This window comes from Virgibacillus sp. AGTR, from assembly GCF_016919725.2.
Taxonomy (GTDB): domain Bacteria; phylum Bacillota; class Bacilli; order Bacillales; family Amphibacillaceae; genus Virgibacillus; species Virgibacillus salarius.
The window spans coordinates 26,316-50,540 of record NZ_JAJERH010000021.1; the positions used below are offsets into that span (position 1 = coordinate 26,316).

General features: G+C 38.3%; 22 protein-coding genes and 2 riboswitches. Of the genes, 17 read left to right on the plus strand and 5 right to left on the minus strand.

Features of this window, described 5'->3' with window-relative positions:
- The first annotated feature begins 309 nt into the window (after positions 1–309).
- The 3 genes from JUJ52_RS10005 (at position 310) to JUJ52_RS10015 (ending at position 1,443) form a co-directional block, all read left to right on the plus strand.
- The gene (locus JUJ52_RS10005; protein WP_026682868.1) at positions 310–492 is read left to right on the plus strand and encodes a hypothetical protein; all 183 of its coding nucleotides are present in this window, start codon (positions 310–312) and stop codon (positions 490–492) included.
- A 107-nt stretch (positions 493–599) separates the two neighbouring features.
- Positions 600–866: a hypothetical protein gene (locus JUJ52_RS10010; protein ID WP_051388454.1), complete on the plus strand. Its 267-nt coding sequence runs from the start codon at positions 600–602 to the stop codon at positions 864–866.
- A gap of 346 nt (positions 867–1,212) precedes the next feature.
- A complete protein-coding gene (locus JUJ52_RS10015; RefSeq protein ID WP_026682866.1) occupies positions 1,213–1,443 on the plus strand; it encodes a hypothetical protein in 231 nt (76 codons plus the stop codon).
- Positions 1,444–1,694: 251 nt separating this feature from the next.
- Here the strand turns inward: JUJ52_RS10015 and adhE are convergent, their stop codons facing one another.
- The gene (gene adhE / locus JUJ52_RS10020; protein ID WP_205389608.1) at positions 1,695–4,289 is read right to left on the minus strand and encodes a bifunctional acetaldehyde-CoA/alcohol dehydrogenase; all 2,595 of its coding nucleotides are present in this window, start codon (positions 4,287–4,289) and stop codon (positions 1,695–1,697) included.
- Positions 4,290–4,344: 55 nt separating this feature from the next.
- The gene (locus tag JUJ52_RS10025) at positions 4,345–4,575 is read right to left on the minus strand and encodes a hypothetical protein (RefSeq protein WP_166530077.1); all 231 of its coding nucleotides are present in this window, start codon (positions 4,573–4,575) and stop codon (positions 4,345–4,347) included.
- A 241-nt stretch (positions 4,576–4,816) separates the two neighbouring features.
- Between JUJ52_RS10025 and JUJ52_RS23365 the strand changes: the two genes are divergently transcribed.
- The 4 genes from JUJ52_RS23365 to JUJ52_RS10040 all read left to right on the plus strand — a co-directional run bounded on the left by JUJ52_RS23365 (position 4,817) and on the right by JUJ52_RS10040 (position 10,349).
- Complete coding sequence (locus JUJ52_RS23365; protein ID WP_255637608.1) at positions 4,817–4,942, plus strand: hypothetical protein; 126 nt, start codon at positions 4,817–4,819, stop codon at positions 4,940–4,942.
- A 326-nt stretch (positions 4,943–5,268) separates the two neighbouring features.
- Complete coding sequence (gene pflB, locus JUJ52_RS10030) at positions 5,269–7,524, plus strand: formate C-acetyltransferase (protein WP_121604617.1); 2,256 nt, start codon at positions 5,269–5,271, stop codon at positions 7,522–7,524.
- Between the two features lie 280 nt (positions 7,525–7,804).
- A complete protein-coding gene (gene pflA, locus JUJ52_RS10035; RefSeq protein WP_166530076.1) occupies positions 7,805–8,554 on the plus strand; it encodes a pyruvate formate-lyase-activating protein in 750 nt (249 codons plus the stop codon).
- A gap of 165 nt (positions 8,555–8,719) precedes the next feature.
- Positions 8,720–8,820: riboswitch (purine riboswitch) on the plus strand.
- Between the two features lie 194 nt (positions 8,821–9,014).
- The gene (locus JUJ52_RS10040; RefSeq protein ID WP_026682861.1) at positions 9,015–10,349 is read left to right on the plus strand and encodes an NCS2 family permease; all 1,335 of its coding nucleotides are present in this window, start codon (positions 9,015–9,017) and stop codon (positions 10,347–10,349) included.
- Positions 10,350–11,106: 757 nt separating this feature from the next.
- Here the strand turns inward: JUJ52_RS10040 and JUJ52_RS10045 are convergent.
- Positions 11,107–12,282 (minus strand): MFS transporter, encoded by a 1,176-nt coding sequence (locus tag JUJ52_RS10045; protein WP_026682860.1) that lies wholly within the window; start codon positions 12,280–12,282, stop codon positions 11,107–11,109.
- 75 nt (positions 12,283–12,357) lie between these two features.
- Positions 12,358–12,885, minus strand: a complete 528-nt coding sequence (gene msrA / locus JUJ52_RS10050; protein ID WP_026682859.1) for a peptide-methionine (S)-S-oxide reductase MsrA — start codon at positions 12,883–12,885, stop codon at positions 12,358–12,360.
- A gap of 91 nt (positions 12,886–12,976) precedes the next feature.
- On the opposite strand from msrA, the gene JUJ52_RS10055 reads away from it, so the two are divergent.
- Positions 12,977–13,684: an MOSC domain-containing protein gene (locus JUJ52_RS10055; protein WP_026682858.1), complete on the plus strand. Its 708-nt coding sequence runs from the start codon at positions 12,977–12,979 to the stop codon at positions 13,682–13,684.
- 96 nt (positions 13,685–13,780) lie between these two features.
- Here JUJ52_RS10055 and JUJ52_RS10060 read toward each other — a convergent pair whose 3' ends face one another.
- A complete protein-coding gene (locus JUJ52_RS10060) occupies positions 13,781–14,215 on the minus strand; it encodes an Hsp20/alpha crystallin family protein (protein WP_205389747.1) in 435 nt (144 codons plus the stop codon).
- Positions 14,216–14,418: 203 nt separating this feature from the next.
- Between JUJ52_RS10060 and JUJ52_RS10065 the strand changes: the two genes are divergently transcribed.
- The 9 genes from JUJ52_RS10065 to purF all read left to right on the plus strand — a co-directional run bounded on the left by JUJ52_RS10065 (position 14,419) and on the right by purF (position 24,214).
- Positions 14,419–15,045 carry a DUF2179 domain-containing protein gene (locus tag JUJ52_RS10065; RefSeq protein WP_026682856.1) on the plus strand — a complete coding sequence of 209 codons (627 nt, stop codon included), beginning with the start codon at positions 14,419–14,421 and terminating at the stop codon, positions 15,043–15,045.
- 259 nt (positions 15,046–15,304) lie between these two features.
- Positions 15,305–15,405: riboswitch (purine riboswitch) on the plus strand.
- A gap of 660 nt (positions 15,406–16,065) precedes the next feature.
- Positions 16,066–16,551 carry a 5-(carboxyamino)imidazole ribonucleotide mutase gene (gene purE, locus JUJ52_RS10070; protein ID WP_034679712.1) on the plus strand — a complete coding sequence of 162 codons (486 nt, stop codon included), beginning with the start codon at positions 16,066–16,068 and terminating at the stop codon, positions 16,549–16,551.
- Positions 16,538–17,671: a 5-(carboxyamino)imidazole ribonucleotide synthase gene (gene purK, locus JUJ52_RS10075; protein WP_166530073.1), complete on the plus strand. Its 1,134-nt coding sequence runs from the start codon at positions 16,538–16,540 to the stop codon at positions 17,669–17,671. Before purE ends, purK begins: the two co-directional genes overlap by 14 nt.
- The gene (gene purB / locus JUJ52_RS10080; protein WP_121604624.1) at positions 17,668–18,963 is read left to right on the plus strand and encodes an adenylosuccinate lyase; all 1,296 of its coding nucleotides are present in this window, start codon (positions 17,668–17,670) and stop codon (positions 18,961–18,963) included. The genes purK and purB overlap by 4 nt, the downstream gene beginning before the upstream one ends.
- Before the next feature lie 12 nt (positions 18,964–18,975).
- Entirely contained in the window at positions 18,976–19,689 is a 714-nt protein-coding gene (gene purC / locus JUJ52_RS10085; RefSeq protein WP_026682852.1) for a phosphoribosylaminoimidazolesuccinocarboxamide synthase, read from the plus strand.
- Positions 19,686–19,937, plus strand: coding sequence for a phosphoribosylformylglycinamidine synthase subunit PurS (purS, locus tag JUJ52_RS10090; RefSeq protein WP_026682851.1), 252 nt, complete (start codon positions 19,686–19,688; stop codon positions 19,935–19,937). Before purC ends, purS begins: the two co-directional genes overlap by 4 nt.
- On the plus strand, positions 19,934–20,617 hold the full coding sequence (purQ, locus tag JUJ52_RS10095; RefSeq protein ID WP_026682850.1) for a phosphoribosylformylglycinamidine synthase subunit PurQ: 684 nt from the start codon (positions 19,934–19,936) through the stop codon (positions 20,615–20,617). Before purS ends, purQ begins: the two co-directional genes overlap by 4 nt.
- Entirely contained in the window at positions 20,601–22,829 is a 2,229-nt protein-coding gene (gene purL / locus JUJ52_RS10100; RefSeq protein ID WP_205389610.1) for a phosphoribosylformylglycinamidine synthase subunit PurL, read from the plus strand. Before purQ ends, purL begins: the two co-directional genes overlap by 17 nt.
- Positions 22,805–24,214: an amidophosphoribosyltransferase gene (gene purF / locus JUJ52_RS10105; RefSeq protein ID WP_121604626.1), complete on the plus strand. Its 1,410-nt coding sequence runs from the start codon at positions 22,805–22,807 to the stop codon at positions 24,212–24,214. The genes purL and purF overlap by 25 nt, the downstream gene beginning before the upstream one ends.
- Positions 24,215–24,225 lie beyond the last annotated feature (11 nt).

A 24,225-nucleotide genomic window follows, 5' to 3' on the forward strand; every position in this document is an offset into this window, starting at 1 on the left:
TATACCACTGATTGAAGTTTCGCTTTATTTTGTGGTGCTTTGGGTCTGTCGAATTTTATTTTACGTGAGGAAACCGTCATCTTTTAGTGAAGTGCCACTCGCTATTGTTATGGATTTGAGAAAATAATGCAGTAATGGAAGGTAAGGTTGCTTTTCTAATGCATTTTTTGTTGAACTTGTTTACACGGATTAGGAGATACAAGCCTTCGTTTTATTGATATTGCTAAATATGAAAGAATACATTTATAATAGAGTGTATTAGAAGAATAAGGAATAATTAGGAAATAATGTTCGTGATAGGAGGGAAGTATGTTTAAATACAACATTGGATTTCCAATACTTTTGTTTGTTACTATAACATTAAAGCAATTCTTCTTTAATAATTATATTAATTGGATAGATAATATTGGCCTTTCCATTTTAGTATTTTTATTTTATAACTTTTGGGAATGGTCAAAAAAATCATATCAATGGCATAAAGATAAAAACTAGAATAGTAGCTTGGCTTTTAGCAAATACGTACTGGTGCAAACAGAATTGTGTCTGTATTATTTAAACTGCCCATAACACTTAATAAGTAGTATCAATGAGGTGGTAATATGAAAAATAATAGGTTAAAGAAGTTTATCTTTTTAGGTTCATTTTTAGGGATTATTGGGTTATTATTAATTTTTTTTAGTAATAGTATGGGAATGGCTTTCGGGGATGGTTGGCTGGTAAAGTCTGATTATGCTGACTCCTCTATATATAATTTTCAAGTAAAAGCAAATACAAATAAGTTTTTAGTAATAGGTGGTATCCTTTTTGGAATTGGCCTTACTACAGTTCTACGTGGTTATTACAAGGAATTACATAATAAAGAATAGAAGAAATGCTGTTTTTTTAGTACCACTATGCAGCGATCGGGCGCTTTTCAGAACACGGAAGGCGTTTTTTTATAGTCTTGGAAATTATAAAATTTGCCCGTGTAGATAAATATGGGCGTGTTGAGCCGCGTTCAGCTCCAGCGAATCGCCCTAACCTAAGTCATCATCGGCTCGCAAGCTACCGAGATTCCTTTATTTCCGTTGACTCGCCCTAGTCACTACGTTTCTAATGAGCGCTTACGCTTTTGTTCCTTTTTTGGTTATTTTATCGAAACATGAAACATGGATCCAAGTTAATACGTATTGTATGATGCATGCAAAAATATAAATAGCAAGGATTGATTTTATGTTATGGATAATTACACAAAATAAACAAAGCTTGATGAATGTAAAAGAAGTTACTGTCAATGGAAAAAAGATAGAAGGGATCATTGGCAGTGCGAGTTTGGATGAATGGAGTAAAGTTTTGGGGAAATATGAATCAAACGAAAGAGCTGTAGAAGTTCTTGATCAAATAGTTAGGAAACTAGAAGAAAGTAATGGTATATCAGTGACATTTACGATGCCTAAAAATTAAACACGTATTCAAATAAAAGAGCGTAATTCTTGAAGTGAGAATAGTGCTCTTTGTGTTATGAGGACCATATTGTTAATCAAGCTTGTTAAATACTATTGGTTTTCATAATCGAATAATTAGCTGAATGCGTATTCTCTAGTTAAATGTCTGATTGGTTTAAGGGCCTTGGGTCATACCCTTGTGGTACTAACAATCAGTGGGGAAAACAAAACCCCCACTGATTGAAGTTTCACTCTATATTTTAGGAGAAACTACCCTTTATACGCATTGCGATATACTTCAGTTAACTCCTTAACAAGTGGCAATTTAGGGTTAGTTATTGTACATTGATCTTCGAAAGCACGGTCTGCAAGATAGTTTACTTTTGCTTCGAAAGCATTTTTATCTACGCCATTTTCTGCGATACTCATTGGAATGTCCAATTCTTTTGCCAATTTATAAATAGCTTGAACTAGGCTTTCAACGCCTTCTTCTGTTGTGCTTGCAGGCAATCCTAATATTTTAGCAATTTCGGCATAACGTTTGTCAGCAATAAAGTATTCGTATTTAGGAAATGACACAAACTTCGTTGGTTTTTTCGCATTATAGCGAATAACATGCGGCAAAAGTATCGCATTGGCACGACCATGCGCAATATGGAATTCTGCCCCTAGTTTGTGTGCAAGACTATGGTTAATACCTAAGAATGCATTTGCAAATGCCATTCCAGCAATGGTAGAAGCGTTGTGCACTTTTTCTCTTGCTAATGCATTGTTACCATCTCGATAAGCTTGTGGTAAATAATCAAAGACAAGCTGAATGGCTTTAATTGCGAGCCCATCTGTGTAGTCATTTGCCATATTAGAAACGTAAGCTTCGATCGCGTGTGTTAAAACGTCCATCCCAGTGTCAGCTGTTACTGTTTTAGGAACAGTCATCACAAATTGTGGATCAACAATGGCTACGTCTGGTGTTAATTCATAATCTGCTAACGGATATTTTACATTGTTTTCTTTATCTGTAATAACAGAGAAAGAGGTGACTTCAGATCCAGTACCAGAAGTGGTAGGAATTGCAACAAATTGTGCACGTTGACCTAGTTCTGGATATTTGTATGCACGTTTACGGATATCTAAGAACTTTTGTTTTAAACCATTAAAGTCTGTTTCTGGATATTCATGGAATAACCACATTCCTTTGGCCGCATCCATTGCTGATCCACCACCAAGCGCAATAATTACATCTGGTTGGAAGTTATCCATTGCAGTAGCACCACGTATAACCGTGTCTTTTGATGGATCTGGTTCTACATCAGAGAAAATTTCGCAGTGTACATAATCTGAACGTTTACGTAAGTGATATAGGACTTTATCAACATATCCTAATTTAACCATCATGGGATCTGTTACGATAAATGCTTTAGAGATCCCAGGCATTTTTGCTAAATACTGTACTGCATTCTTTTCAAAATAAACTTTTGGTGGAATTTTGAACCATTGCATATTAACATTCCTTCTCGCCATTTTTTTTATGTTAATTAAATGCGTTGCCCCTACGTTTGTAGATACAGAGTTTCCGCCATAAGAACCACATCCAAGTGTTAAAGATGGCAAATAAGCATTGTAGATGTCACCAATTGCCCCTTGAGAAGAAGGAGCATTGACAATAATACGTCCTGCTTTCATTCTTCTCCCAAACGCATCTATGGTTTCTTTATTTTCAGAATGAATAACTGCAGAGTGTCCTAAACCACCAAATTCAAGCATTTCTTCTGCACGTTTAAATCCTTCTTCGTTATTGTTTACTTTATAAGCTGCGAGCACTGGACTTAATTTTTCATGAGAAAGTGGATGGTCCTGTCCAACACCTGTTAATTCAGCTACAAGAATTTTTGTATCTTCAGGTACTTTAACGCCTGCCATTTCAGCAATTTTTACAGGCTCCATACCAACAATGGAAGGGTTAACGGTGCATGTGTCGTTAATAACAAGTTTTTCTACTTTTGCTTTTTCGGTAGGGCTTAAAAAGTAAACCTTGTTATCAATCATTTCTTGTTTTACTTGATTGTAGATTTCTTTATCAACAATAATTGCTTGTTCTGATGCACAAATCATACCATTGTCAAATGTTTTGGAAAGAATAACATCATTTACAGCACGTTTAACGTTAACTGACTTTTCGATATAGCAAGGAACGTTACCAGGACCTACACCTAAAGCAGGTTTACCAGAGCTGTATGCTGATTTAACCATTCCAGGCCCACCTGTTGCCAAAATAGTTGCTATACCATCATGCTTCATTAATGTTTGTGTCCCCTCAATAGATGGATTTTCAACCCATTGAATACAATTTTGGGGTGCACCAGCTTTTACTGCTGCATCATACACAACCTTAGCTGCAGTGGAGCTGCATTTTTGTGCAGATGGGTGGAAAGCAAAAATAATAGGATTTCCTGTTTTAATAGAAATAATGGATTTAAATAATGTTGTGGAAGTTGGGTTAGTTACTGGTGTTATCCCAGCAATAACACCAATTGGTTCAGCGATTTCTACTATACCTTCATGGTCGTTCTCGCTAATTACACCAACTGTTTTATCATATTTTATATTATGATACACATATTCGGTTGCGAAAATATTTTTAATGATTTTATCTTCATATATACCACGTCCAGTTTCTTCAACGGCTAATTTCGCAAGTTGCATATGTTGGTCTAATCCTGCAAGCGCCATTTCCTTAACGATGTTATCAATTCGTTTTTGATCTAGATTTTTCATTTCTGTTAGTGCTTCTTGTGCATTTTTTACTAATTTGTCAATGCTCTCTGTAACAGTTGTTGCTTGTTTTTCTTCTAATGTTGTAACCATTAGAATACCTCCTAATTTTATTTGTGAAATACTGAGCATGTTATCTCAAAAAAAATTATTGCATTACTGACGGATTACGGGGTACTTTGACAAAAGAAATATCTTTAAAAATACGCGTGTTTGGCTTGATTACCACAACATAATGCTTCGTCCAAATATAATTTGGTGTGTCTTGATTTTCTTCAAAACACATAGCTTCAAATGCATCACCGACTTGTTGTTCAAAGCGTTCTTGTGTGTAAGATTCAGCGTCTGTGCTAAACTCTTTCCACTCGTTTAGAATCATATTTTATCCCCCCTTCGCATTTTCTGATTTCATCATAACATCTATTTAGGATTACAAAATAACGGATTTGTGATAAAAATGTGAAAAAATCACATATAGACAGAAGGATTCTTTTTGGAAGAGGAATACAAACATGATTATGTGACATCTTTAATCGCTTCCCAGTAAAAGAATCAGTTATATTGATCCCGCATGTAACTGGCAGTAAGTCCCCACCTCAAGCAATGAGGAGAAACCAAGTATGGATAAGTGGTGGGTCCAGCTGTCAGTAAATGTCCGATTGATTCGGGCCTACACGGAAGTAGGTCACAAAGGCGTTGCTACAGGACGTGGTGAATCAAGCCTTTGTACGTATATATTTCAGTAAAAACCGGATGGAAGTTTCACTCTATCTGTATTAGTTTTAAAGTGAGAAATATTTAAACAGTGTATTTCAGTCAAGCTGCACATTAATATAAATCCTTTTGTAATTAGATTGAATCATTACTATATCAATATTTTATAGGTGTACTTATCATGTATTTTATTGGCATATTTGCTTATGTTAGAATTTGAACATTTTTAGAACTTTGATTATAACAGGTCAAAAATGTGATGTTTTTCACTTTTTTTTATGTACGAAAAGGTATAAACTTAAATTAAGATATATTTGTGAAATATTTCACAAATAGAATCAATGAGGAGGTATAGGAAATGAAAGTAGCAGAAGAAGTTACACAAAGAGTTCCTTGGGATGGCTTCCGTGAAGGTAGATGGCAAAAGGAAATTGATGTCAGAGATTTTATTTTGAAGAATTTTACGTTGTATGAAGGAAATGAAGCATTTTTAGCAGCTCCTACTGATGCTACAAAAGCATTATGGGACAAAGTAATGGAATTAACCAAAAAAGAACGCGAAAACGGGGGAGTATATGATTTAGATACGAAGATCGTATCTACCATTATTTCACATGGCGCAGGGTATCTGGACAGAGACCAAGAAAAAATAGTTGGTGTCCAAACAGATGAACCCTTCAAACGTTCTTTACAACCCTTTGGTGGTATTCGTATGGCAGTAGCTGCTGCAGAATCGTATGGATATAAAATTGATGATGAAGTAGTAAAAACATTTACCGATTACCGAAAAACGCATAATCAAGGTGTATTCGATGCATATACACCAGAAATTAGAACAGCAAGAAAAGCTGGAATTGTAACTGGTTTGCCTGATGCATATGGACGTGGACGTATCATCGGTGACTATCGTCGTGTTGCATTATATGGTGTGGATCACTTAATTGCGGAGAAGAAAAAAGAACTTGATTTAATTGGTAATGGAACCATGACAGATGATGTTATCCGTGATCGTGAAGAAACTTCAGAGCAAATTCGCGCCTTACAGGAATTAAAACAACTTGGTAAAGCATACGGTTTTGATATTGCAAAACCGGCAATAACTGCACAAGAAGCTTTCCAATGGTTATATTTTGGTTATCTTGCTGCTATTAAAGAACAGAATGGTGCTGCTATGAGTCTTGGTCGTGTATCTACATTCCTAGATATTTATATAGAGAGAGATATTAAAAATGGTGTTATAACAGAAGAAGAAGCTCAAGAATTGGTAGATCATTTTGTTATGAAGCTACGCCTGGTGAAATTTGCAAGAACACCTGAATATAATGAATTGTTCAGTGGAGATCCAACTTGGGTCACAGAGTCATTAGCAGGTATCGCGGAAGACGGTCGCCCGCTAGTTACAAAGAACTCTTATCGATTCTTACACACATTAGATAATTTAGGACCAGCACCAGAACCAAATTTAACTGTACTATGGTCTACTAAATTACCTGATAACTACAAAAAATACTGTGCTAATATGTCTATCAAAACGAGTTCCATTCAGTATGAAAATGATGATTTAATGCGCGAACATTATGGTGATGATTATGGTATAGCATGCTGTGTATCTGCTATGCGTATCGGTAAGCAAATGCAGTTTTTTGGTGCACGTGCAAATCTTGCAAAAGCACTGCTTTATGCCATTAACGGCGGAGTGGATGAAAAATTAAAAATACAAGTAGCTCCAAACTATGCACCAATCACTTCAGATTATCTTGACTATGAGGAAGTAAGAGAAAAATATGATACCATCTTAGATTGGTTATCAGGGCTATATGTAAATGCGTTAAATATCATTCACTATATGCACGATAGATATAGCTATGAACGAATTGAGATGGCACTACATGATCGCGAGGTATTACGTACGATGGCATGTGGTATTGCCGGACTTTCAGTTGTTGCTGATTCATTAAGTGCGATTAAATATGCACAAGTGAGAGCGATTCGCGATCAAGATGGTATTGTCGTTGATTACGAAATCGAAGGAGACTTCCCTAAATATGGTAACAATGATGATCGCGTAGACGAAATTGCGGTAGATGTAGTGAAAACATTTATGAACAAAATCAAAAAACATCATACCTATCGAAATTCTGTTCATACGCAGTCTATTCTTACGATTACTTCTAATGTTGTATATGGTAAGAAAACTGGAAATACACCAGATGGACGTAAAGCAGGTGAACCATTTGCGCCAGGTGCTAACCCACTTCACGGTCGCGATAAAAACGGGTCTCTTGCTTCTTTAAGCTCAGTCGCTAAAATGCCATATGAATATTCCATGGATGGAATTTCTAATACATTCTCGATCGTGCCAAAAGCATTAGGTAAAGATGAAGAAACTAGAAAAGCAAACTTAGTTGGTATGTTAGATGGTTATGCTGTAAAGCATGGTCACCACTTAAATGTTAACGTGTTTGATCGAGAAACATTACTGGCAGCAATGGAACATCCAGAAGAATATCCACAGTTAACTATCCGTGTATCTGGATACGCAGTTAACTTCATTAAATTAACAAGAGAACAACAAATGGATGTAATTCATCGTACGTTCCATGAAAGTATGTAAAATAAAGTGAGGCTTCCATTATTGTAGGATTATGGATGATGGGGCTGTGGTAAAGAGGTTGGGACATAGCTGAAATGGTTCCTTAAAAGACGATCATCCAGAATATACGTAGACATCTCCGTTTGGTGAACCACTCCGTGTGATTTGCCGCCCACGGAAAGTGGTGTATATTTCTGGAGCAGTGTCGTTGCATCGAGCATCATTTCTAATTGTTCGTTCCCCCCTTCATGCGAACTTTTTGTCCCAGCCCCTTTAAAATCTAGCAAGGAGGGCGAGTAAGATGAACGGACGAATTCATTCAATAGAAACGTGTGGTACCGTTGATGGACCTGGTCTACGATATGTAATATTTACACAAGGGTGCTTATTACGTTGTAAATTTTGTCATAACCCTGACACGTGGAAAATGGGAGATGGAAAAGAAATGTCAGTAGAAGAATTAGTAAAAGACATTAAAGATTATCTCCCATTCTTCCAAGCTACTAATGGCGGAGTAACTGTAAGTGGTGGAGAGCCGTTAATTCAAGCTGACTTTTTAGTTGAATTATTTACGGAGCTAAAAAAGCTAGGAATACACACTACTATTGATAGTTCCGCTGGCTGCTTTAGTCGCTCTCCACGCTTTATAGAGACTTTAAATAAATTATTAGAGGTAACAGACTTAATTTTATTAGATTTAAAGCATATTGATCCAGTCGAGCATAAAGAATTGACTGGCATGTCAAATGAACACATTATTGATATGGCCAGATATTTAGATCAAAAGAATATTCCTGTCTGGATTCGTCATGTTTTGGTACCTGGTGGTAGTGATAATGATGAATATTTGCAGCGGTTGTCTGATTTTATTGCCACTTTAAATAATGTGGAAAAAATTGAAGTATTGCCTTACCATAAGTTAGGTGTATACAAATGGGAAAACCTTGGTCTTGCTTATCCGCTTGAAGGTGTCGAACCACCGACAGCAGAGCGGGTGAAGCATGCAGAAGATATATTAAATCGATCTTATTTAATGGTAACCAAGCAATAAAAAATAAGTTCTATCAATCTAATAGTAATAGTAGATGAGAAAATTGACATGATAGTGTTTTAACATCATCTGCATGCTTGAATTTGAATAATCGAACGAAAGATGTCTGGAATTTATTAACGTTCGCATTTTGTTGACATTTATTGAAATTGATCGTATGATTATCCTAGGTTTTAATGATAAATGCGTATAATTTCGGGGATATGGCCCAGAGTTTCTACCAGACCGCCGTAAATGGTCTGACTACGCAAAATGTTTATGAATGAAGAACTTATTCTATGATTATTTTTGTTATTTTACGAAAAACATTCATCTCATTTTGCATAGTAAAAGAGCGCTCATTTGGTCATATGACGATAGAGCGCTCTTTTGTTGTCTTCACCTTTTCATGAAACGTGTATGGTGATTGCAGGAGTGGTCTTCCCCGAATAATGTGTCAGTATATGAAGGGGGAAGAATTGTGAAGAAGTTTTTTCGTTTTGAGGAGTTACGTACGAATTATCGTACAGAATTTATGGCAGGACTAACGACTTTCTTGGCCATGGCATATATCCTCTTTGTAAATCCCTCTACGTTAGCTCTTGTTGGGATTGAAGAATTACCTGATGGCGTAACACGTATGGATCAGGATGCTGTGTTTGCTGCTACTGCAATTGCAGCAGCAGTAGGATCGTTGTTTATGGGAATTATAGCTAAATATCCAATAGCATTAGCGCCTGGAATGGGCTTAAATGCATTCTTTGCGTATACAGTTGTTCTTGGTTATGGGGTTCCATGGGAAACTGCACTTGCGGGAGTGCTGGCATCTGGACTTATTTTTATTGTACTTACGTTAACAGGACTCCGCGAAAAAATTATTAATGCCATCCCGGCGAACTTAAAATTAGCTGTTGGAGCTGGTATAGGTTTTTTCATTGCTTTTATCGGTTTTCAAAACTCAGGTATTATAGTTGGTAATGAGGCAACCTTACTAGCATTAGGTGATTTAACTTCTCCAACCGTCTTACTGGCTGTATTTGGGATTGTCGTATCTGTAATCCTAATGGCTATTGGTATAAGAGGTGGGATCTTCTATGGAATGATTATTACAGCTATTGCTGGGATGGTTGTTGGACTGATTGCACCTCCGACGGGAATTGATGGTATCGTTGGTCATGTGCCAAGCCTTGCCCCAACGTTTGGTCAAGCCTTTGCACATTTCGGGGATATTTTTACACTACAGATGCTAGTTGTGATTTTAACGTTTCTATTTGTTGACTTTTTTGATACTGCTGGAACTTTAGTTGCTGTAGCAAATCAAGCTGGATTAATGAAGGATAATAAATTGCCACGTGCTGGTAAGGCGTTATTTGCAGATTCAGCAGCGACGGTTGTAGGAGCCACAGTTGGTACTTCAACGACTACATCTTATGTTGAGTCAACAGCAGGAGTAGGAGCTGGGGGTCGCTCTGGTTTCACAGCTGTTGTGACGGCATTATTTTTCCTATTGGCATTGTTTTTCTCGCCTTTACTAAGTGTCGTTACATCAGAGGTTACAGCACCAGCATTAATCATCGTTGGTGTGCTCATGTCTTCTGCGTTAAAGGATATTGAATGGGATCAATTTGAAATTGCAGTACCGGCATTCCTCATTGTGATTGCAATGCCGCTAACGTATAGTATCGCAACTGGTATAGCTATTGGCTTTATTTTCTATCCGATTACGATGCTTCTTAAAGGGCGTGCCAAAGAAATACATCCAGTTATGTACTTCCTATTTATTATTTTTATTCTGTATTTTATTTTCTTAAGCTAATTTATAATAAGGATAGGATTATTCAAATAAAAAATTGGAATACAAGTGAATGCTGTGGGAAGTGTAATAGCGTGAATTCGGTGTTTCTGTACGTATTTGTACAGACGGATTTTTCCACGAGGAGCGCGGGTGTATTCCAGATGTAGCTAAGGAGCTGTTCGTTTGGGACAGCTCCTTAGCTTGTAGAGAAACTCTTGTGTTTACAAGCATTACTCACTACTCACGGGTAGGCTGAGCCTGAGACAAAAGAATGAAGAAATGATAAAAAACGAATGCTAATTAGTTGTAATTAATTATCGTTCGTTTTTTGGTCGAAATCATTCGTTTAGCACCTGAAATAAGCGAGATTCCGGCGGGAACAGCACGTGTCCGAAGATCCACTTGGTAACGTGTTTTTCTTTACCAAGTTAGCTGAGGTGTGCCCGCGGAAAGTGCGTATAGTTTCACGGTGCGGCGATATTACTCCTATTGATAACATGATTATTCGTATTTTGAGTAAAGAAGTTGTGTTTTGTCCCAGTCTCAGTCTTTGTGATGAAAGATGGCGAATGATTCCTGTTGGAAAAATGGGCGATCCGATTCTCATAAGCTGTTAGTACTTTCTGTATGAACGTAAAACTATGTGTTTTTTTGCATAGAAAAGCTCCTCTTAAGACAGATTATATTTTTTATACTGTCTAAAGGGGAGCGTATCATTTCTCCAAAGCTTCTTTTTTGATTTTCAGCACAGTTCATGTAAACGTAGCATTGTGTAATGCTAACGATCTTGTTGATGAACATAGGCTTCTTTTCCAAATGGCATGATATGATAAAGCGTAATGAGAATAGTACCTATTAATGCTAGACAGCCCATTCCGAAATATAATGTTCCACCGCCTGAAGAATCGATGATGGCACCCCCAAGTAGTGAACCGATAATTCCTGATAACCCAAAGAAAGTTGCAAAAAAGACAAGGTGACCTGTAGATTGTAATAATTTTGGTATGAGCCTAGAGATATAATTAAAGGATGCTAAGTAAAAGGTACCGAACGTTAATCCATGCAAAAATTGTAGGCTGATAATCTGGATCGGACTGTCAGCAGCACCGTAAATAAACCAACGAATGCTATATAAGATTCCTGCAATGATAACAAATACAAGTGGATGATACTTTCGGAACCAGAAGCCAGCAGTTGCGAAGACAATGGCTTCTGTCACTACTCCAACAAACCATGCTACACCAACTAATCCTTCACTACCGCCTAGCTGTTCTATATATAACCCAATGAAGCTATCATTGGCACGGTGTGTAATGCTCAAAAACATAATAAATAGAAGGAAGATAACAAAAGGCTTACTTTTGACTATTTCGCTAACATCCTTCAGTTGGATTGGATCAGATTCAACCTTTACATCAGTTAGTTTAAACGTAACGATTAATGCAACCATTCCAAAAAATAAATAAGGAATAATCATGTATTGAATTCCAACTCTAGTGAGAATTTCTCCAATAATAAGAGAAGAAGTAGCAAAACCAACTGAGCCCCACCAGCGGATCGTACCAAAGGACACTCCGAGTTCATCTGCTCTGCGCTGGGCTAAGCTATCGCCGAGCGCACCAATTGGTGTAACGAAAAAATAAAAGATTGCACCCATTAATAGAATGGCTAGTAACGTATCCATTTGAAAGAATAGAATACTGGTAACGAGCAGGCCAATAATGCAAATCTGGATAATTCGTTTAACGGTTTTGTGTTTATCACTCATATATCCCCAAAATGGCTGAGCAAAGATAGATGCTAGTGGTCCAACAGCCAATACATAACCAATTTCAGTACCGTTTAATCCCTTGTATTTTAGATATAAAGGTAAGTAACTCAAAATAATTGTATTTGTCGCATGAAAGGCAAACAATAACATTTTTAATGGTGTTAACGAATGTGAATTAGACAACGATCTCTCTCCTGACTTGAATAAAGCATAATGAATCATTTACAACGTGGACGAATTTGTTGGGGAATAAAACAATTACTTTCTCCAAACATGCTCTATAAATTCATCTCTTCCTGATTTTAAACGGTCTTCCTTATATGCAGTCTCATTTTTTCGGTAATAATCTTGGTGGTAATCTTCCGCTGCGTAAAAGCTAGATGCAGGAAGTAATTTGGTTACAATCGGTTTATTAAATTTCCCACTTTTAGATAGCTTTTGTTTCGACGCCTCCGCAGCCTTCTTTTGTTCTTCATTATGATAAAAGATAGCTGTACGATAGGAATCTCCACGATCATGAAATTGTCCTCCATCATCAGTGGGGTCAATTTGCTGCCAGTATACATCTAAAATGGTTTGATAGCTAATAATAGATGGGTCAAACGTTATTTGTACTGCTTCATAATGACCGGAATCTCCTGCCTTTACATCTTCGTATGTAGGATTAGGAAGATGACCACCTGTATAACCGGAAATTACTTGGTCAACACCTTTCCATTGATCGAATGGCTTTACCATACACCAGAAGCATCCTCCTGCAAAAGTCGCCTGTTGTTTGTTTGACATCTATATCCCTCTTTCATCATTTCTATTCCCAAGTGGACGTATTTTAAGTAGAATAAAATTACTATACCATATTTAACAAGTGGGTGATAGAATGGAAGAACCATATATTCATAAACTTTTTACTGGAAAAGTAAGGGGGCTTGGTACCGCTGATGCTAGTAATTGGGCGGAACGATCTTGGCAGAGCGGTATGTTTAAGGAACCCATCGATCAGAAGGTTTGGTTAGGAAAGACGGGATTAGCAGGAGATGAAGTCGCTGATAAGAAAAATCATGGAGGACCTGAAAAAGCTGTTTTTGCTTATCCAATTAAACATTACCAATTTTGGCAAGAGGATTTACAAATAAATACAATCGAAGCAGGTGCGATGGGAGAGAATTTTTCGGTATTGGAAATGGATGAATTTTCCGTATTTATTGGCGATACATATAAAGTAGGAGATGTTATTCTGCAAGTATCACAGCCACGTCAACCTTGCTGGAAGCCGGCGCGTCGCTTTCAAGTTAAAGATTTTGCCTTGCGAATTCAACATAGTGGGCGAACAGGCTGGTACTTTCGAGTATTGCAAGAGGGCTTTATCCAGGCTGGTAGTGATATGGAATTGATAGAACGACCATATCCACAATGGTCTATTGCAGCTTGTAATGAAATTATGCATGTATATAAAGAAGATCTACGAGCTGCGGATGATCTTGCTCAATGTGATTTACTTGCGGAAAATTGGAAGAAAACATTATATAAGCGATTAAGGGGGATACCTTCTTCCGTTGATAAACGAGTATTTGGTCCGAATCAGTAATTCATGTTGAAATGCCACACTTTTATCGGTGACTTTAATGATAAAAGTGTGGCATTTTCATGCTAAATTAGTAGAGGTAATCTTTCATTATGTGATCTAATTATCTTCCAGCACATGGACATTTACTCTGTTTTTCCTACTTGTCTCGGAAATAAGCCGATGTAGTTGGATGAATACGAGACCGTTTTTATACGTTGCTTTTATTTTATCTGAACGAACTGGAAAAGGAAGAGAGATTCTTCTTTCGAAAACGCCCTGCAGTATTTCCTCTTTTATTTTAATACTAAAGGAATTATCAATATCAATTGTTCCTCGAAGCTCCAATGTGGAATAATCAACATAAACATCAAGCTTATCTAAGTCAACTAGCCCTGGGATGTTAGCAACACAAAATAATTCATGATCCGTTTGATAAAGGTTAATTTGTGGAATAGTAGGTTTTATAATACCTTCAAATTCATTCCAAAAGTTTTCGCCAAAAAAGTGATCCATGTTCTTTTTCCAATCCGTCATTTGTTGAAAAGGATCCATTACTTCACCTCGCTTCATGTTTAAAAAGTATGTGTAATGAAATGTCTAGCTACGTCCCAAATTACTATGCAGACGCAGCGCCCATGTTCTTACATTAGCCTATGCGGAATAATATAAATGAGTGAAACAAACATGAATGATATAGAATGTCATATGATAAGAAAATAAGGTATGCTTAGGATATAGGTTTAGGAGGGTTTTATTTGATTAGCAATGCACTCGTAATGGTTGGAATTATATTAGTTATCAATATTGTGTATGTATCGCTTTCCACAATACGAATGATTCTAACGTTAAAAGGCAGAAGGTATATTGCTGCATTTGTAAGCATGTTTGAAGTGGTTATTTATGTATTTGGCTTGGGTCTTGTTTTAGATAATTTAAACGAAATTCAAAATCTGTTAGCCTATGCCATTGGTTTTGGGATTGGTGTAGTCTGCGGGTCAAGAATTGAAGAAAAACTAGCACTTGGATATATTACAGTCAATGTGATATCCTCCGATCCAGATATTCAATTTACGAAGCAATTAAGAGATAAAGGCTATGGGGTAACAAGCTGGTATGCTTATGGTATGGATGGAGACAGATTATCAATGCAAATCTTAACACCAAGAAAATATGAATTAAGATTGTATGAAACCATTAAACAAATAGATCCGAAAGCTTTTATCATTGCATATGAACCAAAGCAAATCTATGGTGGATTCTGGGTGAAACAGGTGCGTAAAGGTAGACTTATGAATCCGAAGAAAAAAGCAGAGAGTAGCAATGGTACTACGAAGCAAGCTACGGAAACATCCAAACCAACAGAATCAATGAGGAAAGAGTAGATCTTAAGAATAACGTATGATGTATCGTGGCGCACACATAGCATTTTTCCTTTTGGGTTGGATCGTCTATTAATAAGTCGCATAGAATAGTTGATGACAGAAGTAAAACCTCAATAACTAAGCTCACATGTCCATGTTTGAGTATAAATGAATCGTATTGTTTTAGGGAATATACTAAAAACCGAACATTAATTTAAATTATTTAATAATCGTTCGTTATTTTGTTGACATTTCCGTTTTTCCTTGTTATTCTTAAACCGACAAATCAATATCGGTTCCTCATATATACCTGAGAATAAGGCTCAGAAGTTTCTACCCAGCACCGTAAATGACTGGACTATGAGGGAAGTTGAATCGTTGTGTAAGCAATGATCTGTTTGAATGGTTGAAATTACAGGTCTATTCTTCTTCTCTCATTGGCTTGAGATGAAGATGAATAGACTTTTTTCGTAGTCAAGGAAGTTATAAAAGTTGAGCCTGTGGGTAAATCTTGGTGTGTTGAGTCGCGTCCAGCTCCAACTTCCAGAAACGAGGCGACTTTACGAATCGTCCTACGGATAAGCTGTCATCGGCTCGCGAGCTCACCTGTTCCTTTATCACCGTTGACTCGCTTCAGTCGCTTTGTTTCTAATTGGGCGCTTGCGCTTTTGTTCTAAGTTAAGAAAGTATAAAATCAGTGTAATGACTGCGTTAAGCCAAGTAGTTATTTTGAAATGTTTGATGTATATTGGCAATGCTCCGACTAATTGCTTCGCTTTCCGCGGGCACGGCCTCAACTAACTTTGCAAAGAAGAACACGTTGCAAAGTTAGCTGAAGGACAAACCCCACGGAAAGGGAAGTGGGCAGCCGGAGTGGTGGTCAAGCAGTTGCTATTATTCCATAATAGCTACTAGAGGAAGCGTAAATCTGAGCATGTAGTGATAAGGACTGAGCGAATTTTGCTCAATTTTTCTTATTAATTAGCAAAGGGTAAACTTAAACTAGGAGATAATTTGATAAACGAGGGGGATTTCACAGTAATGGTTGGCGTAATCATGGGCAGTATATCGGATTGGGAAACAATGAAGCATGCTTGTGCTATTCTAGATGAACTACAAATTCCGTATAGCAAAGATATTATTTCTGCACATCGTACACCTGATGAAATGTTTGCATATGCAAAATCAGCCAGAGAACGTGGACTAAAAGTTATTATTGCCGGCGCAGGAGGAGCAGCCCATTTACCTGGAATGGTGGCAGCTCAGACGACACTTCCTGTAATTGGTGTTCCTGTTCAAAGTAAAGCGTTGAACGGATTGGATTCACTTCTTTCGATCGTACAAATGCCAGGCGGAGTGCCTACTGCAACTGTAGCGATTGGGAAGGCAGGAGCAAAAAATGCCGGGATTCTTGCAGCACAAATCTTAGGTACATTCGATGCATACGTTGCAGCGAAGTTAGAAACGTACCGTGACCAAATGAAGGATAACGTTGGAGAAATGAGGGAAGACCTTGCGAAAAAATAACAGCATTGTGTTACCCGGACAAACAATTGGGATTATTGGTGGAGGTCAGCTAGGACGTATGATGGCAATTGCAGCAAAGTATATGGGTTATCGTGTGAATGTATTAGATCCTACCGTAGACTGTCCGGCTGCACAGGTCGCAGACCATCAAATTATTGCACCATATGAGGATATGAATGCTATCCAACAATTGACAGCTCTTAGCGATGTGGTCACATATGAATTTGAAAATGTTGATTTACAAGCTGCAGCTTACATAGAGAAAGAAGGAAAGCTGCCACAGGGTGCGTTTGCTCTCGAAATTACTCAAAATCGGGAGAAAGAGAAAAAGCTAATAAAGGCAGCTGATTTACCTGTTCCCGAATTTGCTATTGTAAACAGTGGAGCTGAATGTGAAGAAATACTAAGAGATTTTCCATTACCCGCTGTAATCAAGACGTGTCGTGGTGGTTATGACGGAAAAGGCCAACTTAAAATAGATGCTCGTTCAGACATAGCTACAGCCGTTCAATTTGCCCAGGATCATTCCCATTGCATCGTAGAAGAATGGATTACCTTTGATAAAGAAGTATCGGTTATCTTTACACGTGCACAATCTGGCGAAATTACATTTTTCCCAGTTGCTGAGAATGAACATAAAGACCATGTATTATTCAAAACAATGGTTCCAGCGAGCATTAATGAACTACTGGAAAAAGAAGCTTTTCGGGCAGTAGAGAAGCTTGCTGAACATATGAAGATAGTAGGTACCTTTGCGGTGGAACTGTTTGTGAAAGGAGATCGTATCTATCTAAATGAAATGGCTCCTCGTCCTCATAATTCTGGGCATTATACGATTGAGGCTTGTAATGTTTCACAATTTACACAGCATATTCGTGCCATATGTGGCCTTCCTTTAATGGAAGTAAATTTACTAGAGCCAGCGGTCATGATCAATGTATTAGGTGAAGACTTGGAATCTGTTTTACAAGCGATGGCAAAAAATACCTCTGGTTTTGTTCATTTATATGGAAAAGCGGAAGCTAAAACGAAACGAAAAATGGGACATATTACATTTATTGGGGCTACAATGGATAAAGTAAACAAACATATTCAGACATTTGAGGAGGCCAAACAATGATTGAGCGTTATACAAGGGAAGAAATGGGATCGATTTGGACAGAGGAAAATAAATTTAAAGCATGGCTTGAAGTTGAAATCCTAGCATGTGAGGCATGGAGTGAGCTAGGTGTTATTCCTAAAGAAGATGTGAAAAAGCTACGGGACAATGCATCCTTTGATATCCATCGAATTTATGAAATTGAAAAGGATACAAGACACGATGTTGTCGCTTTTACACGTGCTGTATCGGAAACGCTGGGTGAGGAAAGAAAATGGGTGCATTATGGACTGACATCAACGGATGTTGTTGATACAGCACTTTCGTATATCGTAAAACAGGCCAATGAAATTATTCGGAAGGACTTGCATCGGTTTATTGAGATCTTGAAAAATAAGGCTATGGAACATAAGCATACGGTGATGATGGGAAGAACCCATGGCGTACATGCAGAACCAACAACATTTGGTTTGAAGCTTGCGCTTTGGTACGAAGAAATGAAACGTAATTTAGAACGTTTCGAAGCAGCCGCTCACAATATTGAATTTGGAAAGCTATCAGGAGCAGTAGGAACATATGCAAATATTGATCCATTTGTGGAGCGATATGTTTGTGAGAAGTTAGGAATTACGCCAGCACCCGTTTCTACTCAAACATTGCAACGTGACCGTCATGCAGCTTATTTATCTGCACTTGCGCTTATCGCGACATCGGTAGAGAAATTCGCAACCGAAATTCGTGGATTGCAAAAAACAGAAACACGAGAAGTAGAAGAATTCTTCGCGAAAGGGCAAAAGGGATCATCGGCTATGCCGCATAAACGTAATCCAATCGGGTCAGAGAATATGACAGGAATGGCAAGAGTCGTACGTGGCTACATGATGACAGCCTATGAAAATGTATCATTATGGCATGAGCGAGATATTTCTCATTCTTCAGCAGAACGTGTCATTCTACCAGATGCAACAATTGCGTTAAACTATATGCTTAATCGTTTTGCAAACATCGTTAAGAATCTAACGGTGTTCCCTGAAAATATGAAACGAAACATCGATAAAACCTATGGCGTTATTTTCTCTCAACGGGTTCTCCTAGCTCTAATTGACAAAGGAATGGCGCGCGAAACTGCTTATGATATAGTACAGCCGAAGGCGATGCAGGCTTGGGAAACAGCGACTCACTTTAAACAGTTAGTAGAGGCAGATGAACAAATTACGGACGCATTATCACAAGCAGAAATTGATGATTGCTTTGACTATACGTACCATTTAAAAAATGTCGATGTTATCTTTGACCGAATCGGCTTAGCGTGAGGTGGAATTTATATGAAGGAAGCATTGTTATATGAAGGTAAGGCGAAGAAGGTTTATCAAGCAAAAGATAGAACTGGCAAGTTAGTTTTAGCCTACAAGAATGATGCTACAGCGTTTAATGGTGAAAAAAAATCGAGTTTTTCTGGTAAGGGAAGACTAAATAATGAAATTTCCTCACGAATATTTTCTTTACTTCATGATAAGGGTGTGGAGACGCACTTTATTGAACGGTTAACGGAGACAGAACAGTTGGTTCATCAAACAGAAATTATCCCATTAGAAGTAGTTGTTCGTAATGTTGCTGCAGGCAGCATTACGAAACGACTAGGGATAGAGGAAAAAACGACATTTGCTCGACCTCTTGTTGAATTGTTTTATAAGAACGACGAATTAAATGATCCATTAATCAATGATGAGCATGCCTTTATTTTATCAGATGTAACACGGACAGAGCTGCAAGAAATAAAAGAGAAGGTATTGAAAATTAATGAGGAACTAAGAAAGATATTTCGTGATATTCATATTACATTAGTGGATTTTAAAGTTGAGTTTGGAAGATTAGCGAGTGGCTGTATCGTCCTAGCTGATGAGATTTCTCCAGATACATGTCGCCTATGGGATATTACAACGCAGGAAAAGCTTGATAAGGATGTTTTTCGCCAAGGAACAGGCGATTTAATTGAGGTCTATGAAGAGATTTTACGACGACTGGAGGATAAACAATGAAAAACGTAAAGGTCCATATTACATTAAAGTCAGGGGTATTAGATCCTCAAGGAAAGGCTATACAGGAATCATTACATGCACTAGGATATCAAGAAATAGAAGAAGCTCGTGTTGGTAAAGTAATTGAATTACAGGTTCAAGATGAAGCAGATATCGAGGCACGCGTTACAGAAATGTGCGAAAAGTTGCTAGCTAATCCAGTTATTGAAGACTACCGATTTGAAGTGGAGGGGGCTGTTCAGTCGTGAATTTCGCTGTAATTATGTTTCCGGGTTCTAACTGTGATCATGATATGTATCATGCCGTTAAAGATGTACTTCAAGAAGAGGCAGATCTCGTTTGGTATGAAAATAGTGATCTAACAAACTATGATGCTATTCTACTTCCTGGTGGTTTTTCGTATGGCGATTATTTACGCTCAGGAGCTGTAGCTTCTACTTCCAATGTAATGAAGCAAATCAAAGAGCATGCTGCAAAAGGAAAACCTGTATTAGGAGTCTGTAATGGATTTCAAATATTAACAGAAGCTGGGTTATTACCAGGAGCATTACTTCGTAACAAAAAACTTTCCTTTATGTGCCATCAGGAGGAGTTACAGGTTGTTAACAATCGGACGCTATTCACTACAGAATATACGTCAGGGGAAGTAGTGCGCTTTCCGATTGCGCATGGAGAAGGAAATTACTTTTGTGATGACGCTACATTACAAGCAATGAAGGCGAATGGTCAAATTGTATTTACCTATCAAGATAATCCAAATGGTTCCGTCGCCGATATTGCTGGGATTAGTAACAAAGAAGGTAATGTATTAGGAATGATGCCACATCCGGAACGAGCTGTAGAAGCATTATTGGGTAGTGATGACGGCTTACGTTTATTCAAATCAATGGTGCTGAATTGGAGGGAATCCTATGTTGCAAACGCATGAAATTAGTCCAGAAGTGATTGAAAGCGACAAACTGTATAAAGAAATGGGATTAAGTGATGAAGAGTTCCAATTGGTTAAAACCATTTTAGGTCGACGCCCAAATTTTACAGAAACGGGCATATTTTCAGTAATGTGGTCAGAGCACTGTAGCTATAAAACATCGAAGCCATTACTAAAAAAGTTCCCGACAAAATCACCGCATGTATTACAAGGACCAGGTGAGGGGGCTGGAATCATCGATATTGGTGATAATCAGGCAGTCGTGTTTAAGATCGAAAGCCATAACCACCCTTCTGCAGTTGAACCATATCAAGGAGCTGCGACAGGTGTCGGTGGAATTATTCGTGATGTTTTTTCCATGGGAGCACGTCCAATTGCTTTATTAAATTCATTACGTTTTGGGAATCTGACTTCGGAACGCGTAAAGTATTTATTCTCCGAAGTAGTGAATGGCATCGCTGGGTATGGGAATTGTGTCGGTGTTCCAACGGTTGGTGGAGAAGTTCAATTTGATACAAGCTATGAGGACAATCCGCTCGTTAATGCAATGTGTGTAGGATTAATTAATCATGATGATATCCAAAAGGGAATAGCAAAAGGGATTGGTAATACAGTATTGTACGCCGGCGCTCCAACAGGTCGAGATGGTATTCACGGTGCCACTTTTGCTTCAGACGATTTAGGAGAAGATGCAGCAAAGGATCGTACTGCGGTACAAGTTGGGGATCCATTTATGGAAAAATTATTAATAGAAGCTTGCTTAGAAGTCATTCATTCAGATGCACTTATTGGAATGCAGGACATGGGCGCAGCTGGTTTAACTTCTTCTGCGAGTGAAATGGCAAGTAAGGCTGGAACAGGATTAGAAATGAACTTGGATTTAGTTCCGCAGCGAGAACAGCATATGTCAGCATATGAGTTAATGCTATCTGAATCACAGGAGCGTATGCTACTAGTGGTTAAACAGGGACGTGAACAGGAAATTATCGAAGTATTCCAAAAATACGGATTGCAGGCAGTGGCTGTTGGAAAGGTAATAGAGGAAAAAATATTTCGTATTAAGCAGCACGGAGAAGTGATGGCAGACATTCCAGTGGATGCGCTTGCAGAGGAAGCCCCGGTCTACCATTTACCAGCAAAAGAAGCTAGCTACTATCAAGCATTTCAACAAATGGAAAATGCGATACCATCGATAGAAAACCATGCAGAAGTGCTGAGAAAACTATTACAGCAGCCAACAATTGCATCAAAAGAATGGGTATATGACCAGTATGATTCCATGGTTCAAACAAATACGGTTGTCACTCCAGGATCAGATGCTGCTGTTATTCGGATCAAAGGAACAAAAAAAGCATTGGCGATGACGACAGACTGTAATTCCCGTTATATTTATTTAGACCCAGAAGTGGGTGGGAAGATTGCAGTAGCAGAAGCTGCTCGAAATATTGTTTGTTCTGGTGCCAAACCCTTAGGTCTTACAGATGGGTTGAATTTTGGCAACCCAACAAACCCGGAAGTATTCTGGCAAATGGAGAAGAGTGTGGAAGGTATGAGCGAGGCTTGTCGTATCTTGAATACCCCAGTAATTAGTGGAAATGTATCGCTATATAATCAGTCCAAAGGAAAGGCTGTTTTTCCAACGCCGGTTGTCGGTATGGTCGGCTTACACGAATCTTTAGAGGATATTACGCCAAGTCATTTCCAGTCACCTGGGGACACGATTTATATGATTGGCGAAACGGATATTGCCTTCGGAGGTAGTGAACTTCAACAGCTTGTTAAAGGAACATATGAAGGAAAAGCTCCAGCCATTGACTTACAGGTGGAGGCAAGAAGACAGGAGCAATTATTAACAGCAATTCAAGAAGGGGTCATTGTATCCGCACACGATTTGACAGAAGGTGGTTTAGCTGTCGGTTTAGCTGAAAGTCTATTTAATAATACCTTTTTAGGTGCTGATATTGAGTTGACAGGGGATGCCACCGTTGCATTATTTAGTGAAACACAGTCACGCTTTATCGTGACGGTCAAGGAAGAAAATAAAGCAAGATTTCTAGACTTGGTTGAGGATGCACGAGCCATCGGTACGGTAACAGATAAGCAAACATTATCTATTTCTGTGAATGAAAAGAACGTTATAGAAGAGGAAATTCATCAATTACGAGATTTATGGAAGGGAGCTATTCCATGCTTGCTGAAATCAAAGGCATAAATGAGGAATGTGGTGTATTCGGAATTTGGGGTCATGAAAAAGCAGCAGAGCTTACCTATTATGGTTTGCATTCGATGCAGCATCGTGGTCAGGAAGGTGCTGGCGTAGTAGTAAGTGATGGCAAGAACCTTAAGGCTCATAAAGAGATGGGGCTCGTAAACGATGTATTTAAACATGCTGATTTTTCCGCTTTATCTGGAAGCGTAGCAGTAGGACATGTTCGTTATTCCACGCAAGGTGGAAAAGTCCTTGAAAATGTGCAGCCCCTATTATTTCGTTCACAAACAGAAAGTATGGCGTTAGCACATAATGGGAATATCATGAATGCCTATAAGTTACGAGGAGAGCTGGAGGCAGAGGGAAGTATTTTGCAAACCTCTTCGGATTCCGAGGTTCTTGCTCATTTAATTAAACGAAGCGGCAATAAAATAACCGAGGAAACAATCTCGAAAGCACTTAATCAAGTAGTTGGTGCATATGCCTATATTATTTTAAAGGAAGACAAAATGTTTGTAGCTTTAGATCCGACAGGTATTCGCCCGTTATCTATCGGAAGATTAGGTGATGCCTATGTTGTTGCTTCTGAAACCTGTGCATTTGGGCAAATAGGGGCTACATTTGAGCGGGAAGTGTTACCTGGCGAATTAATAACCATTAGCAATGATGGGTTATCATCTATAAGATTTGCTATGCGTCAGCAACGTAAGATGTGTGCAATGGAGTATGTTTATCTTTCCAGACCAGATAGTGATGTTAATCATGTCAATGTCCATGCTTCTCGTAAAAACATGGGAATGGAACTGGCTAAAGAGTCGCCGGTAGAAGCAGATATTGTCGTAGGTGTGCCGGACTCTAGTATTTCTGCCGCAATTGGTTATGCAGAGGAGAGCGGGCTGCCCTATGAAATGGGGATTATTAAGAATCGCTATGTTGGTAGAACATTTATTCAACCATCACAGGAACTGAGAGAGCAAGGGGTAAAAATGAAGCTTTCTCCGGTTCGCAGCATTATTGAAGGAAAGCGGGTAATTATGATTGATGATTCGATAGTTAGGGGGACCACTAGTAAACGAATTGTGCAAATGTTGAAACAAGCTGGTGCTAAAGAAGTTCATGTACGAATCGCTTCCCCGTCGATTCAAAACCCTTGCTATTACGGTATTGATATGTCGACGAGAGCTGAGCTAATTGCAGCCAATCATTCTGTTCCTGAAATTAGCAATATAATCGGCGCAGATAGTGTTGCTTATTTATCAGAAGCGGGATTAGAAAAGGCAGTTCTTAAGGATAAAACGATCCATCAAGGAATTTGTACCGCATGTATGACAGGAAAATACCCAGTTAAAGAAGAAGGGGAAAAAGAAATTGCCTATACCAGTTGTTAACTTAAACTATA

Coding starts and splice junctions, on each gene's coding strand:
- adhE (WP_205389608.1), bottom strand. CDS start 4,289: ATGGTTACAACATTAGAAGAAAAACAAGCAACAACTGTTACAGAGAGC.
- purL (WP_205389610.1), top strand. CDS start 20,601: ATGTTGCAAACGCATGAAATTAGTCCAGAAGTGATTGAAAGCGACAAA.
- JUJ52_RS10060 (WP_205389747.1), bottom strand. CDS start 14,215: ATGGATCCTTTTCAACAAATGACGGATTGGAAAAAGAACATGGATCAC.
- purS (WP_026682851.1), top strand. CDS start 19,686: ATGAAAAACGTAAAGGTCCATATTACATTAAAGTCAGGGGTATTAGAT.
- pflB (WP_121604617.1), top strand. CDS start 5,269: ATGAAAGTAGCAGAAGAAGTTACACAAAGAGTTCCTTGGGATGGCTTC.
- JUJ52_RS10005 (WP_026682868.1), top strand. CDS start 310: ATGTTTAAATACAACATTGGATTTCCAATACTTTTGTTTGTTACTATA.
- purB (WP_121604624.1), top strand. CDS start 17,668: ATGATTGAGCGTTATACAAGGGAAGAAATGGGATCGATTTGGACAGAG.
- JUJ52_RS10010 (WP_051388454.1), top strand. CDS start 600: ATGAAAAATAATAGGTTAAAGAAGTTTATCTTTTTAGGTTCATTTTTA.
- purE (WP_034679712.1), top strand. CDS start 16,066: ATGGTTGGCGTAATCATGGGCAGTATATCGGATTGGGAAACAATGAAG.
- JUJ52_RS10015 (WP_026682866.1), top strand. CDS start 1,213: ATGTTATGGATAATTACACAAAATAAACAAAGCTTGATGAATGTAAAA.
- JUJ52_RS23365 (WP_255637608.1), top strand. CDS start 4,817: ATGGATAAGTGGTGGGTCCAGCTGTCAGTAAATGTCCGATTGATTCGG.
- purC (WP_026682852.1), top strand. CDS start 18,976: ATGAAGGAAGCATTGTTATATGAAGGTAAGGCGAAGAAGGTTTATCAA.
- msrA (WP_026682859.1), bottom strand. CDS start 12,885: ATGTCAAACAAACAACAGGCGACTTTTGCAGGAGGATGCTTCTGGTGT.
- JUJ52_RS10025 (WP_166530077.1), bottom strand. CDS start 4,575: ATGATTCTAAACGAGTGGAAAGAGTTTAGCACAGACGCTGAATCTTAC.
- pflA (WP_166530076.1), top strand. CDS start 7,805: ATGAACGGACGAATTCATTCAATAGAAACGTGTGGTACCGTTGATGGA.
- purF (WP_121604626.1), top strand. CDS start 22,805: ATGCTTGCTGAAATCAAAGGCATAAATGAGGAATGTGGTGTATTCGGA.
- JUJ52_RS10055 (WP_026682858.1), top strand. CDS start 12,977: ATGGAAGAACCATATATTCATAAACTTTTTACTGGAAAAGTAAGGGGG.